The following is a 16,504-nucleotide window of genomic DNA, read 5'->3' on the forward strand; positions in this document are numbered from 1 at the left end:
CTATGACATTGAGTATGAGCCCTGCATTCTGACCCAGAGCAACGCTCAGCGCACCCAGGCGGTGCGGGTATTTTTGGAAACCATCGAGCGTGCGGGATATTACGGTATGCTGTATGCCAGCACCGACTTTGTGAAGAATAAGCTGGACTATAAAAACCTGTCCCGCTTTGACGTGTGGGCGGCCCAGTACGGCCCCAAATGCACCTGCCCTATGCCCTATGGCATCTGGCAGTACACCAGCACCGGCAAAGTGGACGGTGTGCGAGGCAACGTGGACCTGAACGAGTGCTACAAGGAGTATCCCTCTATTATGCGCAGTGCTGGCCTGAATGGCTTTGCCAAGTCTGCCGGCATGCCTGCCGGTGATGGTTCCGGTGCAGCACAGACCAGACCCCCGGAACAGCAGGAGCAGCCCAGCACTCCTGCCGCCCTCAGTACCATTACCATCGGGCCGGTGAGCCCCGGCGACTTTGCGGTGCTGCATAAGCTGGTGGCGGACAAGGCTGCCCAGCTGGGCAACATCCCGGTAAAGGTGGCATAAGGAGGGAAGTAATGACGAATAATGCAGCAAGCGCAGTGGGGGCAGTCTGTGCTGGTATGATTACTTACCTGTTCGGGGTGCGGGACGCACTTTTCAATTCCCTGTTGACGGCCCTGGTGCTGGACTATGCAACCGGCGTGGTGGCTGCCTACCTGGCAGGGACACTATCTAGCAAGGTGGGCTTTAAGGGGTTGGCTAAGAAGTTCTTTATTCTGTGCATTGTGGCAATGGCAAACATCTTGGACAATGCCACCGGCGCAGGTGGTATGATGCGGAACATGGTGCTGGGTTTCTACATTGCCAATGAAGCGTTGAGCCTTGTCGAAAACGGCGCACGGCTGGGAGTGCCGATGCCCGAAAAGCTGAAGGACGCCCTGGCGCAGATTAATGGCGTCAATTCAAAATAATTTATAGCCCAAACGAACTCACCCCTCGAACCGTCCAGAATTGCCTGACGGTTCGAGGGGTGATGTGTTTTTTAGAAAATTATTTACTTTAGCTTGCGAAAGTAAAATAAAAAGTGTGTTAGTAAGTGTGTCAGTAAAAAGAAAGAGTGCTTGTAGAATGGCTCTACAAGCACTCTTGTGCTGGCTCCCCAAGTTGGACTCGAACCAACGACCCTGCGGTTAACAGCCGCATGCTCTACCGACTGAGCTATTGAGGATTATGTTGTGCACTCGTGAGTGCTTAATTAATATACCACATAGTTTTTTGTTTTGCAAGTGTTTTTTAAAAAATATTTTATTATTTTTTTGGCCTTTGGTATAATGCAAAAGCGGGATTTGCAAAAAGTCCCAAATTTTGCGTCGAAACGAGGAATTACCCCCATGAACGATTGGATGACATCCCCTGCAATCTGGTGGCTGGCGGCGGCTGTTCTGCTGCTGGCCGGCCTGGTGGTGCAATGGCTGATTGCAGGGCGAGAGCGGTACCCCTACCAGGCAAAGCCTCTGCTGACCCGGCGGGAGTACCAGTTTTATAAAATACTGCGCCGGGTGGCCTGGCAGCACCAGTGCATTGTCTGCCCCAAGGTGGGCCTCAAAGACCTGCTTTCGGTAAATACCCGCAAGGATTATATGAAATACTTTAATCGTATTTCCCAAAAGCATGTGGATTTTGTGGTGTGCGATTATCAGCTCCAGGTATTGTTTGCGCTGGAACTGGATGACAGCACCCACGACACGCCCCATGCCCGCAGGAAGGATGAATTTAAAAATCGGGCATTCCGGGCGGCGGGCATTCCCCTTAAACGAGTGGACCACATCTCACAGGAGGAAGTGGAACGCCTGTTTGAGGATTTGTAAGTTCGGCACCTGCAACCGGGCAGCGGTGCACAGAGTAAACATGGAAGCTGGCGTTGTGGGATGTGCTCACTGGGCCAGCACCTGCTGCGCCAGCTGCACCATCTGCTCAAACTGCTGTTCCTGGGGGTGGCCCGGCAGCCATACGCCATGAAAGGAACGGGCCAGCACAAAGTCCTGCAAGGGAATCACCTCCAGGCGGCCTTCTTTTAAAAGGGATTGGGCCGCTGCCTCGTAGGCAAAGGTAATGCCCCGGCCCTGGGCGGTGAGTTCCAGCAGGGTGGGAATGTGGTTGATGGTGGAGCAGGTGGAAAAATCCGAAGGGTCCAGGTTTCGGGCCCGGCATTCGCTTTCAAAGATGTCCCGTGTGCCGCTGCCGGTTTCTCGCAGCAGCAGGGGAGCATCCAGCAGCTGGGTGAGCTGGGTACAGCTGATCCAGGGGCTAAAAGGTGCGCAAAGGCCCACAAAACGGCTTTGGCAAAAGGGCCGATAGGTGTATTCGTGGTGGGCGAAGTTGCCCTCCACAAAGGCTAAATCCAGCTGGCCGTTGTCCAACTGATGCAGCAGCTGGGCGGTGTTTTGCTGGTTTAGGTGCAGCTGCATGGGGCAGAATGCATCCAACAGGCGTGGCATGAGCTGGGCCATACAGCCATGGGCGATGGAGAGGGTAACGCCCAGTTGCAGGCTGGTTTGGCTGGCCTGGCGCATCTCCCGGTGAATCTGCTGGTCCATGGTGTGCAGCCGCTGGCACAGCTGAAACAGCCGCTTGCCCTGGCTGGTAAGCACCAGGCGGCGGCCTTCCTTTTGAAACAGCTTGGTGCCATACTGGGTTTCCAATGCCTTGATGTGCTGGCTTACAGCAGGCTGGGTGAGATGCAGCAGCCGGGCACATTCCAGGGTGGTGCTGCACTGGGCCAGCTGCAAAAAAGTATATAGCTTGGTATCCAGCATACAAAAAACCTCCTTCAAAAACAATATATAAGAAAAATTTATTGATTGACCGTAAAAACTAATTTGATTTTATACAAAAGCGGCGCTATAATCAAGTGCGGAACAAAAAACGAATCTCTGCCAAACAGCCATAACGCAGGCAGGGCAAAAGGGAGAAACAACCATGAAACAAACCATTACCAACAATGCACCGGGCTTTTTGGTGTGCCTGGTAATTGCAGTGATTGCACAGGGCATCGCCGTGCTGTTTCCGTCCATTGGAGCGGCACTGTTTGCCATTGGACTGGGCATTCTGTGCGGCAACACCTTTTTAAACAAAAGCTGCTTTGAAAGCGGCACAAAATTTTCTGAGCGAAGCCTGCTGGAGTATTCCATTGTGCTCACCGGTGCCACCCTCATGCTCAGCGATATTCTGGCAGTAGGCTTGCAGGGCGTGGGCTTTATTTTGTGCCAGATGGGTCTTACCCTGCTGGTGGCCTACCAGATTGGCCGGCGTATGGGCTTTGGCAAACGGTTCAGCCTGCTGATGGGTGCCGGCAATGCGGTGTGCGGTTCCTCGGCTATTGCAACGGTTTCTCCGGTGGTGGATGCAGACAGCAAGGATAAGGGTATCTCTATTACTATTGTAAATGTAACAGGTACCCTGCTGATGATTCTTCTGCCGCTGGTTACCGGCCTGGTGTATCAGCATGAAGTGATGCACACCTCCGCCATGATTGGTGGTACCCTGCAATCCATCGGCCAGGTAATTGCCTCCGCCAAGCTGGTCAGTGACCCGGTGGTGGAAAGTGCAACCATCTTTAAAATTATCCGAATTGTATTCATTGTGCTGGTGGCACTGCTGTACTCCCGTATGGATGTAAGCAGCGACAGCACCCCCCTGTTTGGCAAAAAGAGCTCCGATGCATCTGCCACCAAGGTGAAGGCTGGTGTGCCCTGGTTCATCATTGGCTTCTTTATCCTGGCTGTGCTTCATAGCCTGGGACTGATTCCCGGCGTGGTAAGCCATGGCGCCAAGCTGGTGAGCCAGCAGTTTGAGATTATTGCCCTGGCGGCCATTGGTATGCGGGTAAAATTCCGTGACTTGGCAGCAGAAGGCCCCAAAGCACTGCTGTACGGCGCAGGGGTTGGCACCTGCCAGGTGGTTATGGCTTTGGTACTCATTCGCATCTTTTTTGGTGCATGATAAAGGATTTGCGGTAGTAAAGTGTGCAGAACCGGATTACAAGCTCTAAATCGAACAGGCGCACATAGAAACGATTGCATAGACAGAAATAACAAATTCAAAGCAGAAGTGGCGCAGCATTAGCTGCGCCACTTCTGCTTTGGGTTTGTTAGGCTTAGCGAACGGTGCTTCTTGGTTTGCTCAAGTTGTTTAGCGAATATCGTCTTTTAGAATTTGTTCAAGGTAGCTGTTATTGAGCCAGAAGCATTGCTTGGTCATTTTCCTACCATCTGGTAGAGGGTAGGTGTCGCTTGCGTTTCGCCCGTGCGGGCGCACATGGGACACACGATTTTCAGATGATTTTGGTAGATTGTTTCGCATGGCATAACCATCAAAATGAAGCTCTACACCATTGCGAATAATTTTGACTGTGCGTTCCCAAACCTTTCTGACTTCCTCCAAATCTTCCGAGGGGATATTCCAGAACTTCACACGGGAAAACACATACTCGCCTTGCTCAGATTCTTCGAATATAACGAATAGAAACTTCGTTGGCTCTAAATAATTACGCAGTTCAGAATCTTCCCATGTTTCGTTTATAATTTGTGTGAATCGAAATGTGGGGAAGGACATAGATTCCTTGATGCGTCCATTACGCTGGATTCGTATTGTTTTGGGGACAATACTTGCGTTTTGGAATTCATTCGTGTATGCAATTTTGCCGCGAATCCCGAGCATTTTTGCCAACAAGACCTCGTTCAAGTTTTTTGCCTTTGAGTCGACTACAAAGTGTGCCTTGAGTTGCTCTTGTGTCATACCAAAATATGGGCGAAGCATACCAATGATGTGGTCTTCAAAAGTATGTTTAGTAAGCGCTCGCCAATCTTTGATAATATGTTCATCCTCTTGATTGCCAAACACGAAATTTTTTAATATCCGTGTCATATAAGATGATTTTAAGGAGTATGCCCGCTGCTTGGCTCGGATAGAATTGAATGGTTGTTGGCGGACCGTAGCTGCTGTTGCACCTTTCGTACAAGCGGCTAGATAAAGTGTATCGCCCTCTGTAATTAAGTGAGCTTGGCCGGCGCGAATTTTATCCATTAGTTTCATCCAGTCCTGTTGGATAATAATCAAATCCTCTATCGGGAAACTAAAGAGAATCGCTTTGTCAATATAGAACTCCTCTTTGGAGACTCCTGTTCGATATTCGTAAGACATGATTAGCATAGTTTGACATTTGCGCCAGAAATCACTAGTGCCAAATGTTTTTTCATACTCTGTCATGTAATTGATGATGTTGCAGACCAAACGCTCCTTGGCTCGTATTCCATTTTTAGTTCGAATATACGGGGTAGCTTTTAGTTCTACACCAGCTTCCGGGAAATCTGGTTCAGACTCGTTGTTGGGAGTGTAACCAAACCAACTTTCCTCAAGAACTGTTCCGATGGCCCCTTTACCTGTTTTTATACGCCCGGTTTTATCGATATCTTTCATTGGGATATTGATGGCATCTTGTGCACGGCGCAAGACGGCTTCTTTGGTATTGTATATTGTGTTTTTCATAAGGCTAGCCCCTTTCTGAAAAAATGGTGTATGAGTTGTACAGATTTAAAAAGTCTTAGCCCTAAAGGAAAAGGTGTCGGAATTACAGAGCTAACTTGACGAAAAAGTCTTGATCTTTTTGGTCGAATATGCTATACTCCTTATCTGTGATACATATACTTTAAGAATAACATAAAAGAGAGGACGAGTAAAAGTGGAAAAGAATCAGGATATCCGCATCGTTGAACTTTTTGCTGGCGTTGGCGGGTTTCGTGTCGGCTTTGAGCGGTGTTCCTCTCGATTTAAGACTATCTGGGCAAATCAGTGGGAACCTGGACAGAGCGGCCAGTGGGCATACAAATGCTACTGCACAAATTTTGGAGATGACGCTAATTGCTGTAATAAGGATATTGCTACTGTTTTGGATCAAGTTCCGGATCACGATTTATTAGTCGGAGGGTTTCCTTGTCAGGATTATTCTGTTGCCCAAACTGGTGCACAAGGAATTGAAGGAAAGAAAGGTGTGCTTTGGTGGTCGATACATGATATTATCCGTGCACATCATCCCAGATTTATCTTGCTCGAGAATGTGGACCGCTTATTAAAATCTCCCGCCAAGCAGCGCGGCCGTGATTTTGGAATCATTCTGCGTTGCTTGGAAGAAGAAGGTTACCTAGTAGAGTGGCGTGTGATTAACGCTGCCGATTATGGAAATGCTCAACGCAGGCGGCGCACTTTCATTTTTGCAGTCAAAAAAGAGACGGTAGATTACCATTGCTTGGAGCAAGATGAGTTTGAAGATGCAGCTTTTGAGTGGATTACAAAGAGTGGATTTTTTGCTGGGGCTTTTCCGGTGGAAGTTATGCATAATATAAATCGCAAGGTATCGGTTTCTGATGTGAATAAGTATGAGAATCTTGTGGATTTAACAGAGAATTTTGTTGCAGCTTTTTATAATGCAGGTGTGATGCTGGATGGCAAGGTATATAGTGAAGAATTGATGCCTAGCCACACCCCTGCCATCACATTGTCGGAGATTATAGAGGATGGGCCTGTAGATGAAAAATACTACATTACAGGTGAGGCATTAGAAAAGTGGACCTATCTGAAGGGGGCCAAAAAGATAGAACGAACGAGCAAAACGGGTTACTCGTACTGGTTCAGTGAAGGGGCTATTGCATTCCCTGATCCATTAAATCGCCCCGGGCGAACTATGCTCACCAGCGAAGGAAGTCTTAATCGTAGCACGCATATTATCGAGGATAAAGGTAACGGTAAAAAGCGGAAGCTGACACCGATTGAGTGCGAGCGCCTCAATGGTTTTCCAGATAACTGGACTAATACTGAGATGCCGGAGCGTCAGCGTTATTTTATTATGGGAAATGCGCTTGTGGTTCCGTTAATTACTAAAATGGGCGAGCAAATCTTAAAGATGTTTTATGCTTGATTCATGTAAGGAGTGCAACATAAGACCCAGTGAAGATACGGAGAGCGAGACTAGGCATCTAGCTGCCATTGGGAAGGGTTTGATTCAGAAAAAGCTTTAATTGTTACAAGAGAAAAGTATAGGAAGTGTCTTTTGAAGTAGTCGCAAAAACAATATTGTTTCAGTACTTAAAAAACTATATTGTCAAACAATGAGAGATTCTTACTGGAGATAGATAATAAAGTGTATCAGGTTATGTAGACAGTAGGAAAAGTCACTGAGGTGGAATATTGTGTTTTGGCAGGAGTGGAGCAGCGTAAGCAGCACCACTCCTGCTTTGCATTGGATATTGTATTTGGGGTTGTAAGCGCTGGGTCTTTGAGAGAGTCTTTTTAGGGCTTCTTTATTGACTTGGATTAGTATCCAAAGCAGTTCCTGAATACGGCGGCAATCTTTTTTGATTATGGAAGGAATCGTTAATGTGTTTGATTTACCCAATATTAAGAAATTTTTGCCCAATGCTTCTTTTTGGGGTCGCTTCATGCTGGGCCCGGTCTTTTCTTTTATCCATTGTTTATGCTATAATAAAGCATAATTTGTCAGTAAGGCAGGTGACGGCATGGGACAGGAACAGGAGCAGGAACTGCTGCGGATGGAAGGCACCATCGAGCATGTGATTTTTGAAAACCGGGATACCGGCTATGTGGTCTTTGAAGTGAATGTAGCCGGGGAGCTCCATGTGGTTACCGGCAACCTGGGCGAGGTGAATGTGGGGGAAAGCGTCACCGTATATGGGCGGTTTGAAAACCACCCCACCCACGGGCCCCAGTTCAAGGGCGTTTCCTGCGAGGCCAGTATGCCACAGGATTTGGCGGCTACTCTGGCCTATCTGTCCAGCGGTGCGCTGCCCTACATTGGGCCTTCCACGGCAAAAAAACTGGTGGAAACCTTCGGGGCGGACAGCCTGGAGGTGATTGCCAACGACCCGGCACGCCTTACGGTACTGCGGGGCATCAACGAGCAGAAGGCCATGGCCATCAGCAACGAATTCCGGCGGATGTTCGGCGTGCGGGAGGCGGTGGCCTATCTGGGCCGGTTCGGGATTGCCCCGGTAAAAGCGGTGGAGGTGTACCGCAGTTTTGGCCCCGGCACAGTGGAAGCCATCCGCAACAACCCCTACCTGCTGTGCGGCGAGCCTTTGCGCATGAAATTTGCCCAGGTGGATGCCATTGCTGCCCAGATGGAACTGGCCCAGGACGGCAGTTTGCGGGTGTGGGCAGGGCTTTTGTATGTGCTGCGGCACAACGGCGGCAACGGCCATACCTGCCTGCCCCGCAGCCAGTTGCTGGATACCACCGCCCGCTTTTTGCAGATTTCCAGCGATGTGGTCAGCACCCAGCTGGACGAGGCACTGGCCCGGGAGGAGGTTTGCCTGCACCAATGCCAGGGCAAGGAGTACATCTACCTGCCGGATATGCTCAAAGCAGAGCAGGACATTGCCGCCCGTTTGTGGGAGCTGACCCGCTATCCTGCCACCCAGCCCAAGGAGCTGGAACAGAACATCCAGGTGCTGGAACGCACCCAGGGCTTTGCCTATGCGCCGGAGCAGCGGTGGGCCATTGAGATGGCTCTGTGCAGCAATGTAATGGTGCTTACCGGTGGCCCCGGCACCGGCAAAACCACCACGGTGAATGCCATTTTGGCCTTGTTTCAGCACCAGGCGGACCGGGTGGCCCTGTGTGCGCCCACCGGCCGGGCTGCCAAGCGGCTCAGCGAGCTGACCGGCCAGAAGGCCCAGACCATTCACCGGCTGTTGGAGGTGGATTATGACCCCCAGCTGCGGCTGGTGCGGTTTATTCACAACGAAAAGAATCTGCTAAAATACGATGTGGTGATTCTGGACGAGATGAGTATGGTGGATGCAAAGCTTTTTCAGAGCTTGCTGGCCGCTTTGCGCCACGGCTGCCGTATTATTATGGTGGGCGATTCCGACCAGCTGCCCAGCGTGGGGGCAGGGAATGTACTCAGCGAAGTGGTGCGCAGCGGCATTGTGCCCACCGTCAGCCTTACCCGGATTTTTCGGCAGCAGAACCAGAGCATGATTGTGGAAAACGCCCACCGCATTGTGCAGGGGCTTGCTCCCTTACGGGGCGATAAAACCAGTGATTTCTTTTTTTTACAGGCCAGCGGCCTGGCTTGCCAGCAGTTGGTGTGCGATTTGGTGGCCCAGCGGCTGCCCCGCAGCTATGGCCTGGACCCGGTGCGGGACATTCAGGTTCTGTGCCCCACCAAAAAAGGCCCGGTGGGCACGGCGGCCCTTAACCAGCGATTGCAGGCGATTCTCAACCCCCCGGCGGCGGATAAGCCTCAGCTGGAAATGGCCGGCCAGATTTTTCGCTTGGGCGATAAGGTAATGCAGGTGCGCAACAACTATCTGATTCCCTTTGAGCGAGACGGCGGAGAAGCCGGGGTAGGGGCCTTCAACGGCGATTTGGGCATTATTTTGGGAGTAGACCCAGGGGAACGGGCCCTGCTGGTACAGATGGATGACCGCAAGCTGGTATACACCGCCGAAACCATTCCCGAACTGGAAATTGCCTATGCGGTTACGGTGCACAAAAGCCAGGGCAGTGAGTTTGCGGCAGTGGTAATGCCGGTGAGCGATTTGCCGGAAAAACTTTGTTACCGCAACCTGCTGTACACGGGGGTGACCCGTGCAAAAAATCTTTGTGTGCTTACCGGGCGCACCGATACAGTGAGCCGCATGGTGGAAAATGTGCGGCAGAATATGCGGTACAGCTGCCTGGCAGATTTGCTCTGCCAGGGTGATAGTCTATGATTGCCCCCAAAGGGGCGGAGCATCATCGGATGGTGATTGCAGCGCTGGTGTATCCCCGGCGATGCCCCTTTTGTGAGCGAGTGCTGGGGATGCTGGTTCAGTGCCCCCACTGCCAGCAGCAGCTGGCGTGCCACAAGCGAGTTGTGCCCCGTCTGCCCGCAGGGGACCACTGTTTGGATTATCTTTCCGGGGCGGCCAGCGTATACCAGTATGATGGCTGCGTGCGGGGCTGCATTCTGCGAATGAAAAATGCTGGCCGGGTATGGTACGCCAGGGAGCTGGGTGTTCTGATGGCGAGCACGCTTTTGGGTTGTACTTTCCGGCAAAGGCGTGGTATAATCATACAGGAAAGCGGCCCGGTGCTGCGCAGCTGGGACCTGGTGATTCCCGTACCGGGGGACGACCGGACCAGGGGCTACAATCTGCCTGCCCATCTGGCGATACCGATTGCCCAGTCGCTGGATTTGCCGCTGCTGCCCTGCGGCCTGTGCAAAACAAGGCCAACCCAAAAGCAGGAGGGCAAAACGGCCCAGCAGCGCATGGAAAATGTGCGCAATGCCTACGGCGTGCCCCAGCCCCAGCAGGTGGAGGGTAAGCGGGTGCTGCTGGTGGACGATGTAATCACCACCGGAGCTACCGTTTCCAACTGCGGCAAGGCGCTGCGCAAAGCGGGCGCAATGGATGTGTTCGCTGTTACCCTGGCAGCTACTCCGCTGCTGTAATTTGGCCAGAATAAGGGCCAGGCTGGCCCATGAGTTTAGAGCAAGAGAGGATTTTACCGTTATGGCACAATACGACATCGGCATCGACCTTGGCACCACTTCCATCATTGTGGCAGTGGCGGGCAAGGGCGTGGTGCTCAACCAGCCCAGCGTGGTTGCGCTGGACAACCGCAAAGACCAGGTGTTGGCTGTGGGCGATGAAGCCCTGGCCATGGTGGGCCGTACCCCCAACTACATCTCGGCCATTCGTCCCCTTAAAGATGGCGTTATCTCCAACCACATGCTTACCAAAGAGCTGATTTGCCGGTTTGTGAACAAGGTGTATGATTCTCGGCTGATTAAGCCCCGTGTGGCGGTATGTGTGCCCGCTGCCATTACCGGCATCGAGAGTGACGCCGTGGTGGAGGCTGTGGTGGCCGCCGGTGCCCGGCAGGTATTTTTGGTGGACGAGCCGCTGGCAGCAGCCATGGGCTCCGGCATTGATGTGCGCCAGCCCTCTGGCCACATGGTGGTGGACATCGGCGGCGGCACCACCGATATTGCGGTCATCAGCCTGGGCGGCAAGGTGCGCTCCACCAGCGTGAATGTGGCAGGCAACACCTTTGACGATGAAATTGTGCGCTGCGTGCGGGCTAAGTTCAATGTGGCCATTGGCCTGCGCACTGCCGAGGAGCTGAAAAAGCAGGTGGCCTGCTGCCAGCCCGGCGTGTTCTCCGGCTCCATGGAGGTAAAGGGCCGCAGCCTGCTTACCGGTCTGCCCCAGAAATTTACCGTCTGCACCGAGGATTTGGCCGAGGCCATCAGCCCTCTGGTGGAGCAAATCACGGTGGCAGCCCACCAGGTGCTGGAAAAAACTCCGCCGGAACTTTCTGGCGATATCTTCACCGATGGCATCATGCTTACCGGCGGCGGGGCTATGCTCAAGGGTCTGCCGGAATACATGAGCCAGCGGCTGAAGGTAAATGTGGTGGTATCGCCGGATCCCATCAACTGCGTGGCCCTGGGTACCGCCCAGAGCCTGGTCATTGGCGAGGATTTAGAGACTGGCTTTAAGGACGCCACCCCCCGGCTGGGCCGCCGTTAAAGCCCGGTATTTATGAATGCTTACAGCCCCTGTCCCAAAAGACAGGGGCTGTTTGTTCGCAGCGGCAGAAGGTGACTAAGTTCCACAAAAACCACCAAATAGGTGAACTTTTGCGCTGCACCCGCTTTGCGCAGGCTCAAAAGTGTGGTATGATAAAAGACATGATACAATGAACTATGTACGCCCAGGCGGTGTGGGGTTGCCCACCTGCCTGGATTTGGGTTTTGCAGGCCTATGGCGGCACAGCCCACCAAACCAATCAATGGGGAGCAGCTATGACAACGGAGTTTTTACAACTGAGAGATCGTTACATTGAACAGCAGTTTGGCCGTTTGAACCCGGTGCAAAAGCAGGCGGTGTTTTCTACCGAAGGGCCATTGCTGATTTTGGCCGGTGCAGGCAGCGGCAAAACAACCGTGCTGGTAAACCGTATTGCCAACATCATCCGCTTTGGCAAGGCCCATGGCTCCCAGCATCTGGCTGGCCCGGTGGAGCCGGAGCAGCTGGAGGCTCTGCGCCATGCAGTACAAACCAAAACCCAGGTGCCCCCGCAGCTGGAACGGCTGATGCGGTGGGAGAATGCCCGCCCCTGGAATGTGCTTGCCATTACCTTTACCAACAAGGCGGCAGGGGAGCTTAAAAACCGTCTGGCCGCCATGCTGGGCCAGGAGCAGGGGGCGGATGTGAACGCCTCTACCTTCCACTCTGCCTGTGTGCGGATGCTGCGTAAGGATGCAGACCGGCTGGGCTTTCCCACCAGCTTTACCATCTACGACAGCAGCGACCAGGAACGGGCCATGAAGGAAACCTACAAAGAGCTGATGGTGGACGATAAGTTTTTGCCCCTCAAGTCTGCCATGGGGCAGATTGGCCGCATGAAGGACCAGCTCATCAGCCCGGAAGAAGCCATGGAAGCCCCGCAGGACACCAAGGCCGGATTGCTGGCAAAAATTTACCAGAACTATGCCCGGCGGCTCAAGCGGGCCGGTGCCATGGACTTTGACGACCTGATTTATTACACGGTGCGCCTGTTGCAGCAAAACCCGGATGTACTGCAATTTTACCAGCAGAAATTCCGGTATATTCTGGTGGACGAGTATCAGGATACCAGCATTGCCCAGTTCCACCTGGTGCGCCTGCTGGCGGATGGCTACAAAAACATCTGCGTAGTGGGCGACGACGACCAGAGCATCTACCGGTTCCGTGGTGCCACCATTGAGAATATCCTCAACTTTGAGGAGCATTTCCGGGGCGCAAAGGTCATTCGGCTGGAACAGAACTACCGTTCCACCTCCACCATTTTGAATGCAGCCAATGGCGTGATTAAAAACAACCTGGGCCGCAAGGGCAAAACTCTGTGGACCGAAAACGGCCAGGGCCTGCCCATCCAGCATTATACGGCGGAAAATGAGCAGGACGAGGCTTCTCACATTGCCACCATCATTGGCCAAAATCTGCGCAATGGCGCCCGCTTGCGGGACCATGCAGTGCTCTACCGCATGAACGCCCAGTCCAGCCCGGTGGAAACCTACTTTGCCCGGGCAGGTATTCCCTACAAAATTGTGGGCGGCCAGCGATTCTACGACCGTAAGGAAGTAAAGGATATTGTTTCCTACCTGTCTGTGCTGGCAAACCCCAGCGACGATTTGCGCCTGAAACGCATCATCAACGAGCCTGCCCGCAAAATCGGCGGCACCACTGTGGATAAAATGAGCGAAATCGGCAGCCAGCTGGGGCTCTCCCTGCTGGAGGTGTGCGCTCAGGTGAGGGAATACCCCTCCCTCAGCCGGGCCGCAGCAGCTTTGAGCAGTTTTTGGGCCATGTACCAGCGGCTGAAACAGGCCAGCGAAACGCTGCCCCTGGATGAGCTGGTAAAAGCCGTTATGGAACAGACCGGTTACCAGGCCATGCTGGAGAGTCAGGGGGAGGAAGGAGCCTCCCGGCTGGAAAACCTTGGTCAGCTGGTGTCCAGCATCAAAACCTATGCGGACCAGAAGGGCGAGGAAGCCACCCTGCAAGGATTCTTGGAGGAAGTGGCCCTGATTTCCGACCTGGACAGCTACGACGAGGAAACCGATGTGGTGGTTATGATGACCATGCACTCCGCCAAGGGTCTGGAATACGAATATGTATTCCTGGTGGGTCTGGAGGAGGGCATCTTCCCCAGCGAGATGGCCCGCCGCTCTGACGAGGAGCTGGAGGAGGAACGGCGCCTTTGCTATGTGGGCATTACCCGTGCCAAAAAGCAGCTGTATCTTTCTTCCAGCCAGAGCCGGCTGATGTTTGGCCAAACCCGCCGCAACCCGCCCTCCCGCTTTTTGGAGGAAATTGACCCAAGCCTGCTGCAACTGGAGGAAAGCCCCATGGCCACCAGCCGTTCCTACGGCCGGTGGGAGGGAGCCGGCTGGGGTGCAGGCTCCGGCACTTCGGTGGGAATGGGCGGCCAGCGGCCCCAGTGGGGCAGTGCTGCCTTTGGCGGTGCCGGCCAGGCAGCCAGTGCAGCCCAGCCCCGGTTCAAGAGCAGTTCCACCGGCGCACCCAGCGGCCGCTTTGGAAGCTCCACCGTAACCGCAGGGGCCACACCCCCCAAAAAGACCCAGTCCGCTGGCAAGACCTTCCGCCCTGGCGATGTGGTGGAACACAAGGTCTTTGGCCGGGGTGTTGTGCTGAAGGCCACCCCCGCCGCAGGAGATACGATTGTGGAAATTCGATTTGATTCTGTGGGGGTTAAAAAGACCATGGCCAACTATGCACCCCTTACCCTGGTAAAATAAAGTTCTTGGAGGCAGTTCCATGTTTAAGGTATCTTTGATTGCACATACCCCCCAGCCGGAACAGGTGGTGGCCGCAGCGGCAAAGCTGTGCTACTCCCATGTGGGCGTTGACGACCTGCTGGCAGATTTAACCCCCGAAAAAAGCCGTGCCTTTGTGGAAAAACTGGCTAAGATGGGCCACGAAAGCCCCACCGAGCATGTGAGCTTCACTTTTGCCATTGAAGGGGTCTCCCGCAGCTTGCTGGCCCAGATTACCCGTCACCGGCTGGCCAGTTACAGCGTACAGAGCCAGCGCTATGTGCGGCTGGACCAGTTCGACTATGTAACCCCCCCTGCGGTGCAGGATGACCCCCAGGCGCTGGAAGCCTTCACCCAGGCCATGGAGGAACAGAACGAAACCTACAAGCGCATTGCAGCCATTTTGAAGGATGGGCACATCCGCCAGCTGATGGCCCAGGGTATGGACGAAGCCCAGGCTGCCAAAAAGGCTGAAAAGATGGCCATTGAGGATGCCCGCTTTGTGCTGCCCAACGCCTGCGACACTAAAATGATTGTTACCATGAACGCCCGCAGCCTGCAAAATTTCTTCCGGCACCGGTGCTGCGAGCGGGCCCAGTGGGAAATCCGGGCCCTGGCGGATGAAATGCTCAAGCTGGTGTACCCCGTGGCCCCCGCTCTGTTTGCGGCGGCAGGCCCCGGCTGTGCAAAGGGCGGCTGCACCGAAGGCCCCATGACCTGCGGCAAGGCGGCTGAAATCCGCCAGAAATATGCCAGCCTCAAGCAGGAGGCAGAGGGCAAATGAAAGGAAAGCTGATTGCCATTGAAGGGCTGGACGGCAGCGGAAAGGCTACCCAGTCCCAAGCCCTGTGCCAGGCCATTCAGGAAATGGGGCTGCCGGTGCGGCGCATTACCTTTCCGGATTATGAAAGCGATTCCTCTGCCTTGGTACGGATGTATCTGGCCGGTAAGTTTGGTTCGTCCGCTCAGGATGTAAGCGCCTATGCGGCCTCCGCTTTTTTTGCAGTGGACCGCTTTGCCAGCTACCGAACCGATTGGGGAAGCTTTTACCAGCAGGGGGGCATCCTGATTGCAGACCGGTATACCACCAGCAATGCCATTCATCAATGCTCCAAGCTGCCCCCGCAGGAGTGGCCCGCCTTTTTGGACTGGCTGTTTGACCACGAATACAACAGGCTGGGCATTCCTGCGCCGGACCGGGTAATCTACCTGCGGGTGGACCCAGAGGTAAGCCAGCAGCTTATGAGCCAGCGTTACCACAACAACGAAACCAAAAAAGACATCCACGAACGGGATGTGGACTATTTAAAACAAAGCAGACAAGCGGCTGATTACTGTGCTCACACACTGGGCTGGATTACGGTGGAGTGCTGTGAAAATCAGGCTATGCGCTCCATTGAATCCATTCAGGGGGATGTACTGGCAGCCGTGAAGGAGATTTTATGTTAAACTTCAAACCCATTGAACCCCAGGACAGCGAATGGCTGGTGCCGCTGCTGCACGCCAGCGGCTACATGACCAGCACCTACAGCTTTGTAACCCTGTATATGTGGAGCAAGGTTTACAACACCCAGGTGGCTGCCTTTGGCGACCACGCCATTGCCCGCAGCGACCGGGATGGCACCCTTCGGTACCTGTACCCCGCAGGCCATGGAGACGAGAAGGAAGCGGTGGATGCCATCATCCAGGATATACGCCAGCAGGGCAAACCTGCCTTTTTGTACGGTGTTTCGGTGGAGGCAAAGCAGCGGCTAGAGCAGTGGTACCCCGGCTTATTTGAAATCGAGGCAGCCCGGGGAGATTATGAGTATATCTACGACCGGGCAGAGCTGGCAGAGCTGCCGGGCAAAAAATTCCAGAAAAAGCGCAACCATGTTTCCCGCTTTGTGCGGGAAAATCCCGACTGGGAATTTCATCCCCTTACCAGCGAGGCAGTGCCCCAGGTGCGCCAGTTTAACCGGGAGTGGGCTTCTATGCCGGATAACCGGGAGGATGAGGGCATCCAGATGGAGCACGAAGCCATTGAAATGCTGTTTGACCACTTTGACCAGCTGCCTCTGGAAGGCGGCTACATCACCGCAGGGGGCCGCATTGTGGCCTTTTCCTTTGGCAGTGCCATCAACGAGCGCATCTTTGAC

General features: G+C 53.6%; 14 protein-coding genes and 1 tRNA gene. 12 read left to right on the forward strand and 3 right to left on the reverse strand.

Annotation, left to right across the window (positions count from 1 at the left end; genetic code table 11):
• On the forward strand, positions 1 to 541 hold a 541-nt coding region (locus tag ACH2EM_RS01975; RefSeq protein ID WP_395150378.1), incomplete at its 5' end, for a GH25 family lysozyme.
• A gap of 11 nt (positions 542 to 552) precedes the next feature.
• Positions 553 to 948, forward strand: coding sequence for a holin family protein (locus ACH2EM_RS01980; protein WP_395150379.1), 396 nt, complete (start codon positions 553 to 555; stop codon positions 946 to 948).
• A gap of 181 nt (positions 949 to 1,129) precedes the next feature.
• Here the strand turns inward: ACH2EM_RS01980 and ACH2EM_RS01985 are convergent.
• Positions 1,130 to 1,205, reverse strand: a tRNA-Asn gene (locus tag ACH2EM_RS01985).
• 163 nt (positions 1,206 to 1,368) lie between these two features.
• On the opposite strand from ACH2EM_RS01985, the gene ACH2EM_RS01990 reads away from it, so the two are divergent.
• Positions 1,369 to 1,845: a DUF2726 domain-containing protein gene (locus ACH2EM_RS01990; protein ID WP_395150380.1), complete on the forward strand. Its 477-nt coding sequence runs from the start codon at positions 1,369 to 1,371 to the stop codon at positions 1,843 to 1,845.
• A gap of 66 nt (positions 1,846 to 1,911) precedes the next feature.
• On the opposite strand, the gene ACH2EM_RS01995 is transcribed toward ACH2EM_RS01990, so the two are convergent.
• Positions 1,912 to 2,793, reverse strand: a complete 882-nt coding sequence (locus ACH2EM_RS01995; protein ID WP_395150381.1) for a LysR family transcriptional regulator — start codon at positions 2,791 to 2,793, stop codon at positions 1,912 to 1,914.
• Between the two features lie 163 nt (positions 2,794 to 2,956).
• On the opposite strand from ACH2EM_RS01995, the gene ACH2EM_RS02000 reads away from it, so the two are divergent.
• Positions 2,957 to 3,979 (forward strand): YeiH family protein, encoded by a 1,023-nt coding sequence (locus ACH2EM_RS02000; RefSeq protein ID WP_395150382.1) that lies wholly within the window; start codon positions 2,957 to 2,959, stop codon positions 3,977 to 3,979.
• A gap of 189 nt (positions 3,980 to 4,168) precedes the next feature.
• On the opposite strand, the gene ACH2EM_RS02005 is transcribed toward ACH2EM_RS02000, so the two are convergent.
• The gene (locus ACH2EM_RS02005; protein WP_395150383.1) at positions 4,169 to 5,524 is read right to left on the reverse strand and encodes a Sau3AI family type II restriction endonuclease; all 1,356 of its coding nucleotides are present in this window, start codon (positions 5,522 to 5,524) and stop codon (positions 4,169 to 4,171) included.
• A gap of 193 nt (positions 5,525 to 5,717) precedes the next feature.
• On the opposite strand from ACH2EM_RS02005, the gene dcm reads away from it, so the two are divergent.
• From dcm to ACH2EM_RS02045, 8 genes are all read left to right on the forward strand, one after another.
• Positions 5,718 to 6,950, forward strand: coding sequence for a DNA (cytosine-5-)-methyltransferase (dcm, locus tag ACH2EM_RS02010; RefSeq protein WP_395150384.1), 1,233 nt, complete (start codon positions 5,718 to 5,720; stop codon positions 6,948 to 6,950).
• A 598-nt stretch (positions 6,951 to 7,548) separates the two neighbouring features.
• On the forward strand, positions 7,549 to 9,768 hold the full coding sequence (locus ACH2EM_RS02015; RefSeq protein WP_395150385.1) for an ATP-dependent RecD-like DNA helicase: 2,220 nt from the start codon (positions 7,549 to 7,551) through the stop codon (positions 9,766 to 9,768).
• Positions 9,765 to 10,490: a ComF family protein gene (locus ACH2EM_RS02020; protein ID WP_395150386.1), complete on the forward strand. Its 726-nt coding sequence runs from the start codon at positions 9,765 to 9,767 to the stop codon at positions 10,488 to 10,490. Before ACH2EM_RS02015 ends, ACH2EM_RS02020 begins: the two co-directional genes overlap by 4 nt.
• A gap of 61 nt (positions 10,491 to 10,551) precedes the next feature.
• Positions 10,552 to 11,574 (forward strand): rod shape-determining protein, encoded by a 1,023-nt coding sequence (locus ACH2EM_RS02025; protein ID WP_395150387.1) that lies wholly within the window; start codon positions 10,552 to 10,554, stop codon positions 11,572 to 11,574.
• Between the two features lie 275 nt (positions 11,575 to 11,849).
• On the forward strand, positions 11,850 to 14,348 hold the full coding sequence (locus ACH2EM_RS02030) for an ATP-dependent helicase (protein ID WP_395150388.1): 2,499 nt from the start codon (positions 11,850 to 11,852) through the stop codon (positions 14,346 to 14,348).
• A 19-nt stretch (positions 14,349 to 14,367) separates the two neighbouring features.
• Entirely contained in the window at positions 14,368 to 15,150 is a 783-nt protein-coding gene (thyX, locus tag ACH2EM_RS02035) for an FAD-dependent thymidylate synthase (RefSeq protein WP_395150389.1), read from the forward strand.
• Positions 15,147 to 15,815 carry a dTMP kinase gene (locus tag ACH2EM_RS02040; RefSeq protein ID WP_395150391.1) on the forward strand — a complete coding sequence of 223 codons (669 nt, stop codon included), beginning with the start codon at positions 15,147 to 15,149 and terminating at the stop codon, positions 15,813 to 15,815. The genes thyX and ACH2EM_RS02040 overlap by 4 nt, the downstream gene beginning before the upstream one ends.
• The coding region (locus ACH2EM_RS02045; RefSeq protein WP_395150392.1) for a DUF2156 domain-containing protein at positions 15,809 to 16,504 on the forward strand (696 nt) is incomplete at its 3' end. The genes ACH2EM_RS02040 and ACH2EM_RS02045, both read left to right, overlap by 7 nt.

It is taken from the genome of uncultured Allofournierella sp. (genome assembly GCA_944382705.1).
In the GTDB taxonomy this organism is placed as follows: Bacteria; Bacillota; Clostridia; order Oscillospirales; family Ruminococcaceae; genus Allofournierella.

What these genes read in the sequence shown, in the direction of transcription:
- ACH2EM_RS01980 (WP_395150379.1), top strand. Translation starts at nt 553, where the DNA reads ATGACGAATAATGCAGCAAGCGCAGTGGGGGCAGTCTGTGCTGGTATG.
- ACH2EM_RS02030 (WP_395150388.1), top strand. Translation starts at nt 11,850, where the DNA reads ATGACAACGGAGTTTTTACAACTGAGAGATCGTTACATTGAACAGCAG.
- ACH2EM_RS02005 (WP_395150383.1), bottom strand. Translation starts at nt 5,524, where the DNA reads ATGAAAAACACAATATACAATACCAAAGAAGCCGTCTTGCGCCGTGCA.
- ACH2EM_RS02025 (WP_395150387.1), top strand. Translation starts at nt 10,552, where the DNA reads ATGGCACAATACGACATCGGCATCGACCTTGGCACCACTTCCATCATT.
- thyX (WP_395150389.1), top strand. Translation starts at nt 14,368, where the DNA reads ATGTTTAAGGTATCTTTGATTGCACATACCCCCCAGCCGGAACAGGTG.
- ACH2EM_RS02040 (WP_395150391.1), top strand. Translation starts at nt 15,147, where the DNA reads ATGAAAGGAAAGCTGATTGCCATTGAAGGGCTGGACGGCAGCGGAAAG.
- ACH2EM_RS02015 (WP_395150385.1), top strand. Translation starts at nt 7,549, where the DNA reads ATGGGACAGGAACAGGAGCAGGAACTGCTGCGGATGGAAGGCACCATC.
- ACH2EM_RS01995 (WP_395150381.1), bottom strand. Translation starts at nt 2,793, where the DNA reads ATGCTGGATACCAAGCTATATACTTTTTTGCAGCTGGCCCAGTGCAGC.
- ACH2EM_RS01990 (WP_395150380.1), top strand. Translation starts at nt 1,369, where the DNA reads ATGAACGATTGGATGACATCCCCTGCAATCTGGTGGCTGGCGGCGGCT.
- ACH2EM_RS02020 (WP_395150386.1), top strand. Translation starts at nt 9,765, where the DNA reads ATGATTGCCCCCAAAGGGGCGGAGCATCATCGGATGGTGATTGCAGCG.
- ACH2EM_RS02000 (WP_395150382.1), top strand. Translation starts at nt 2,957, where the DNA reads ATGAAACAAACCATTACCAACAATGCACCGGGCTTTTTGGTGTGCCTG.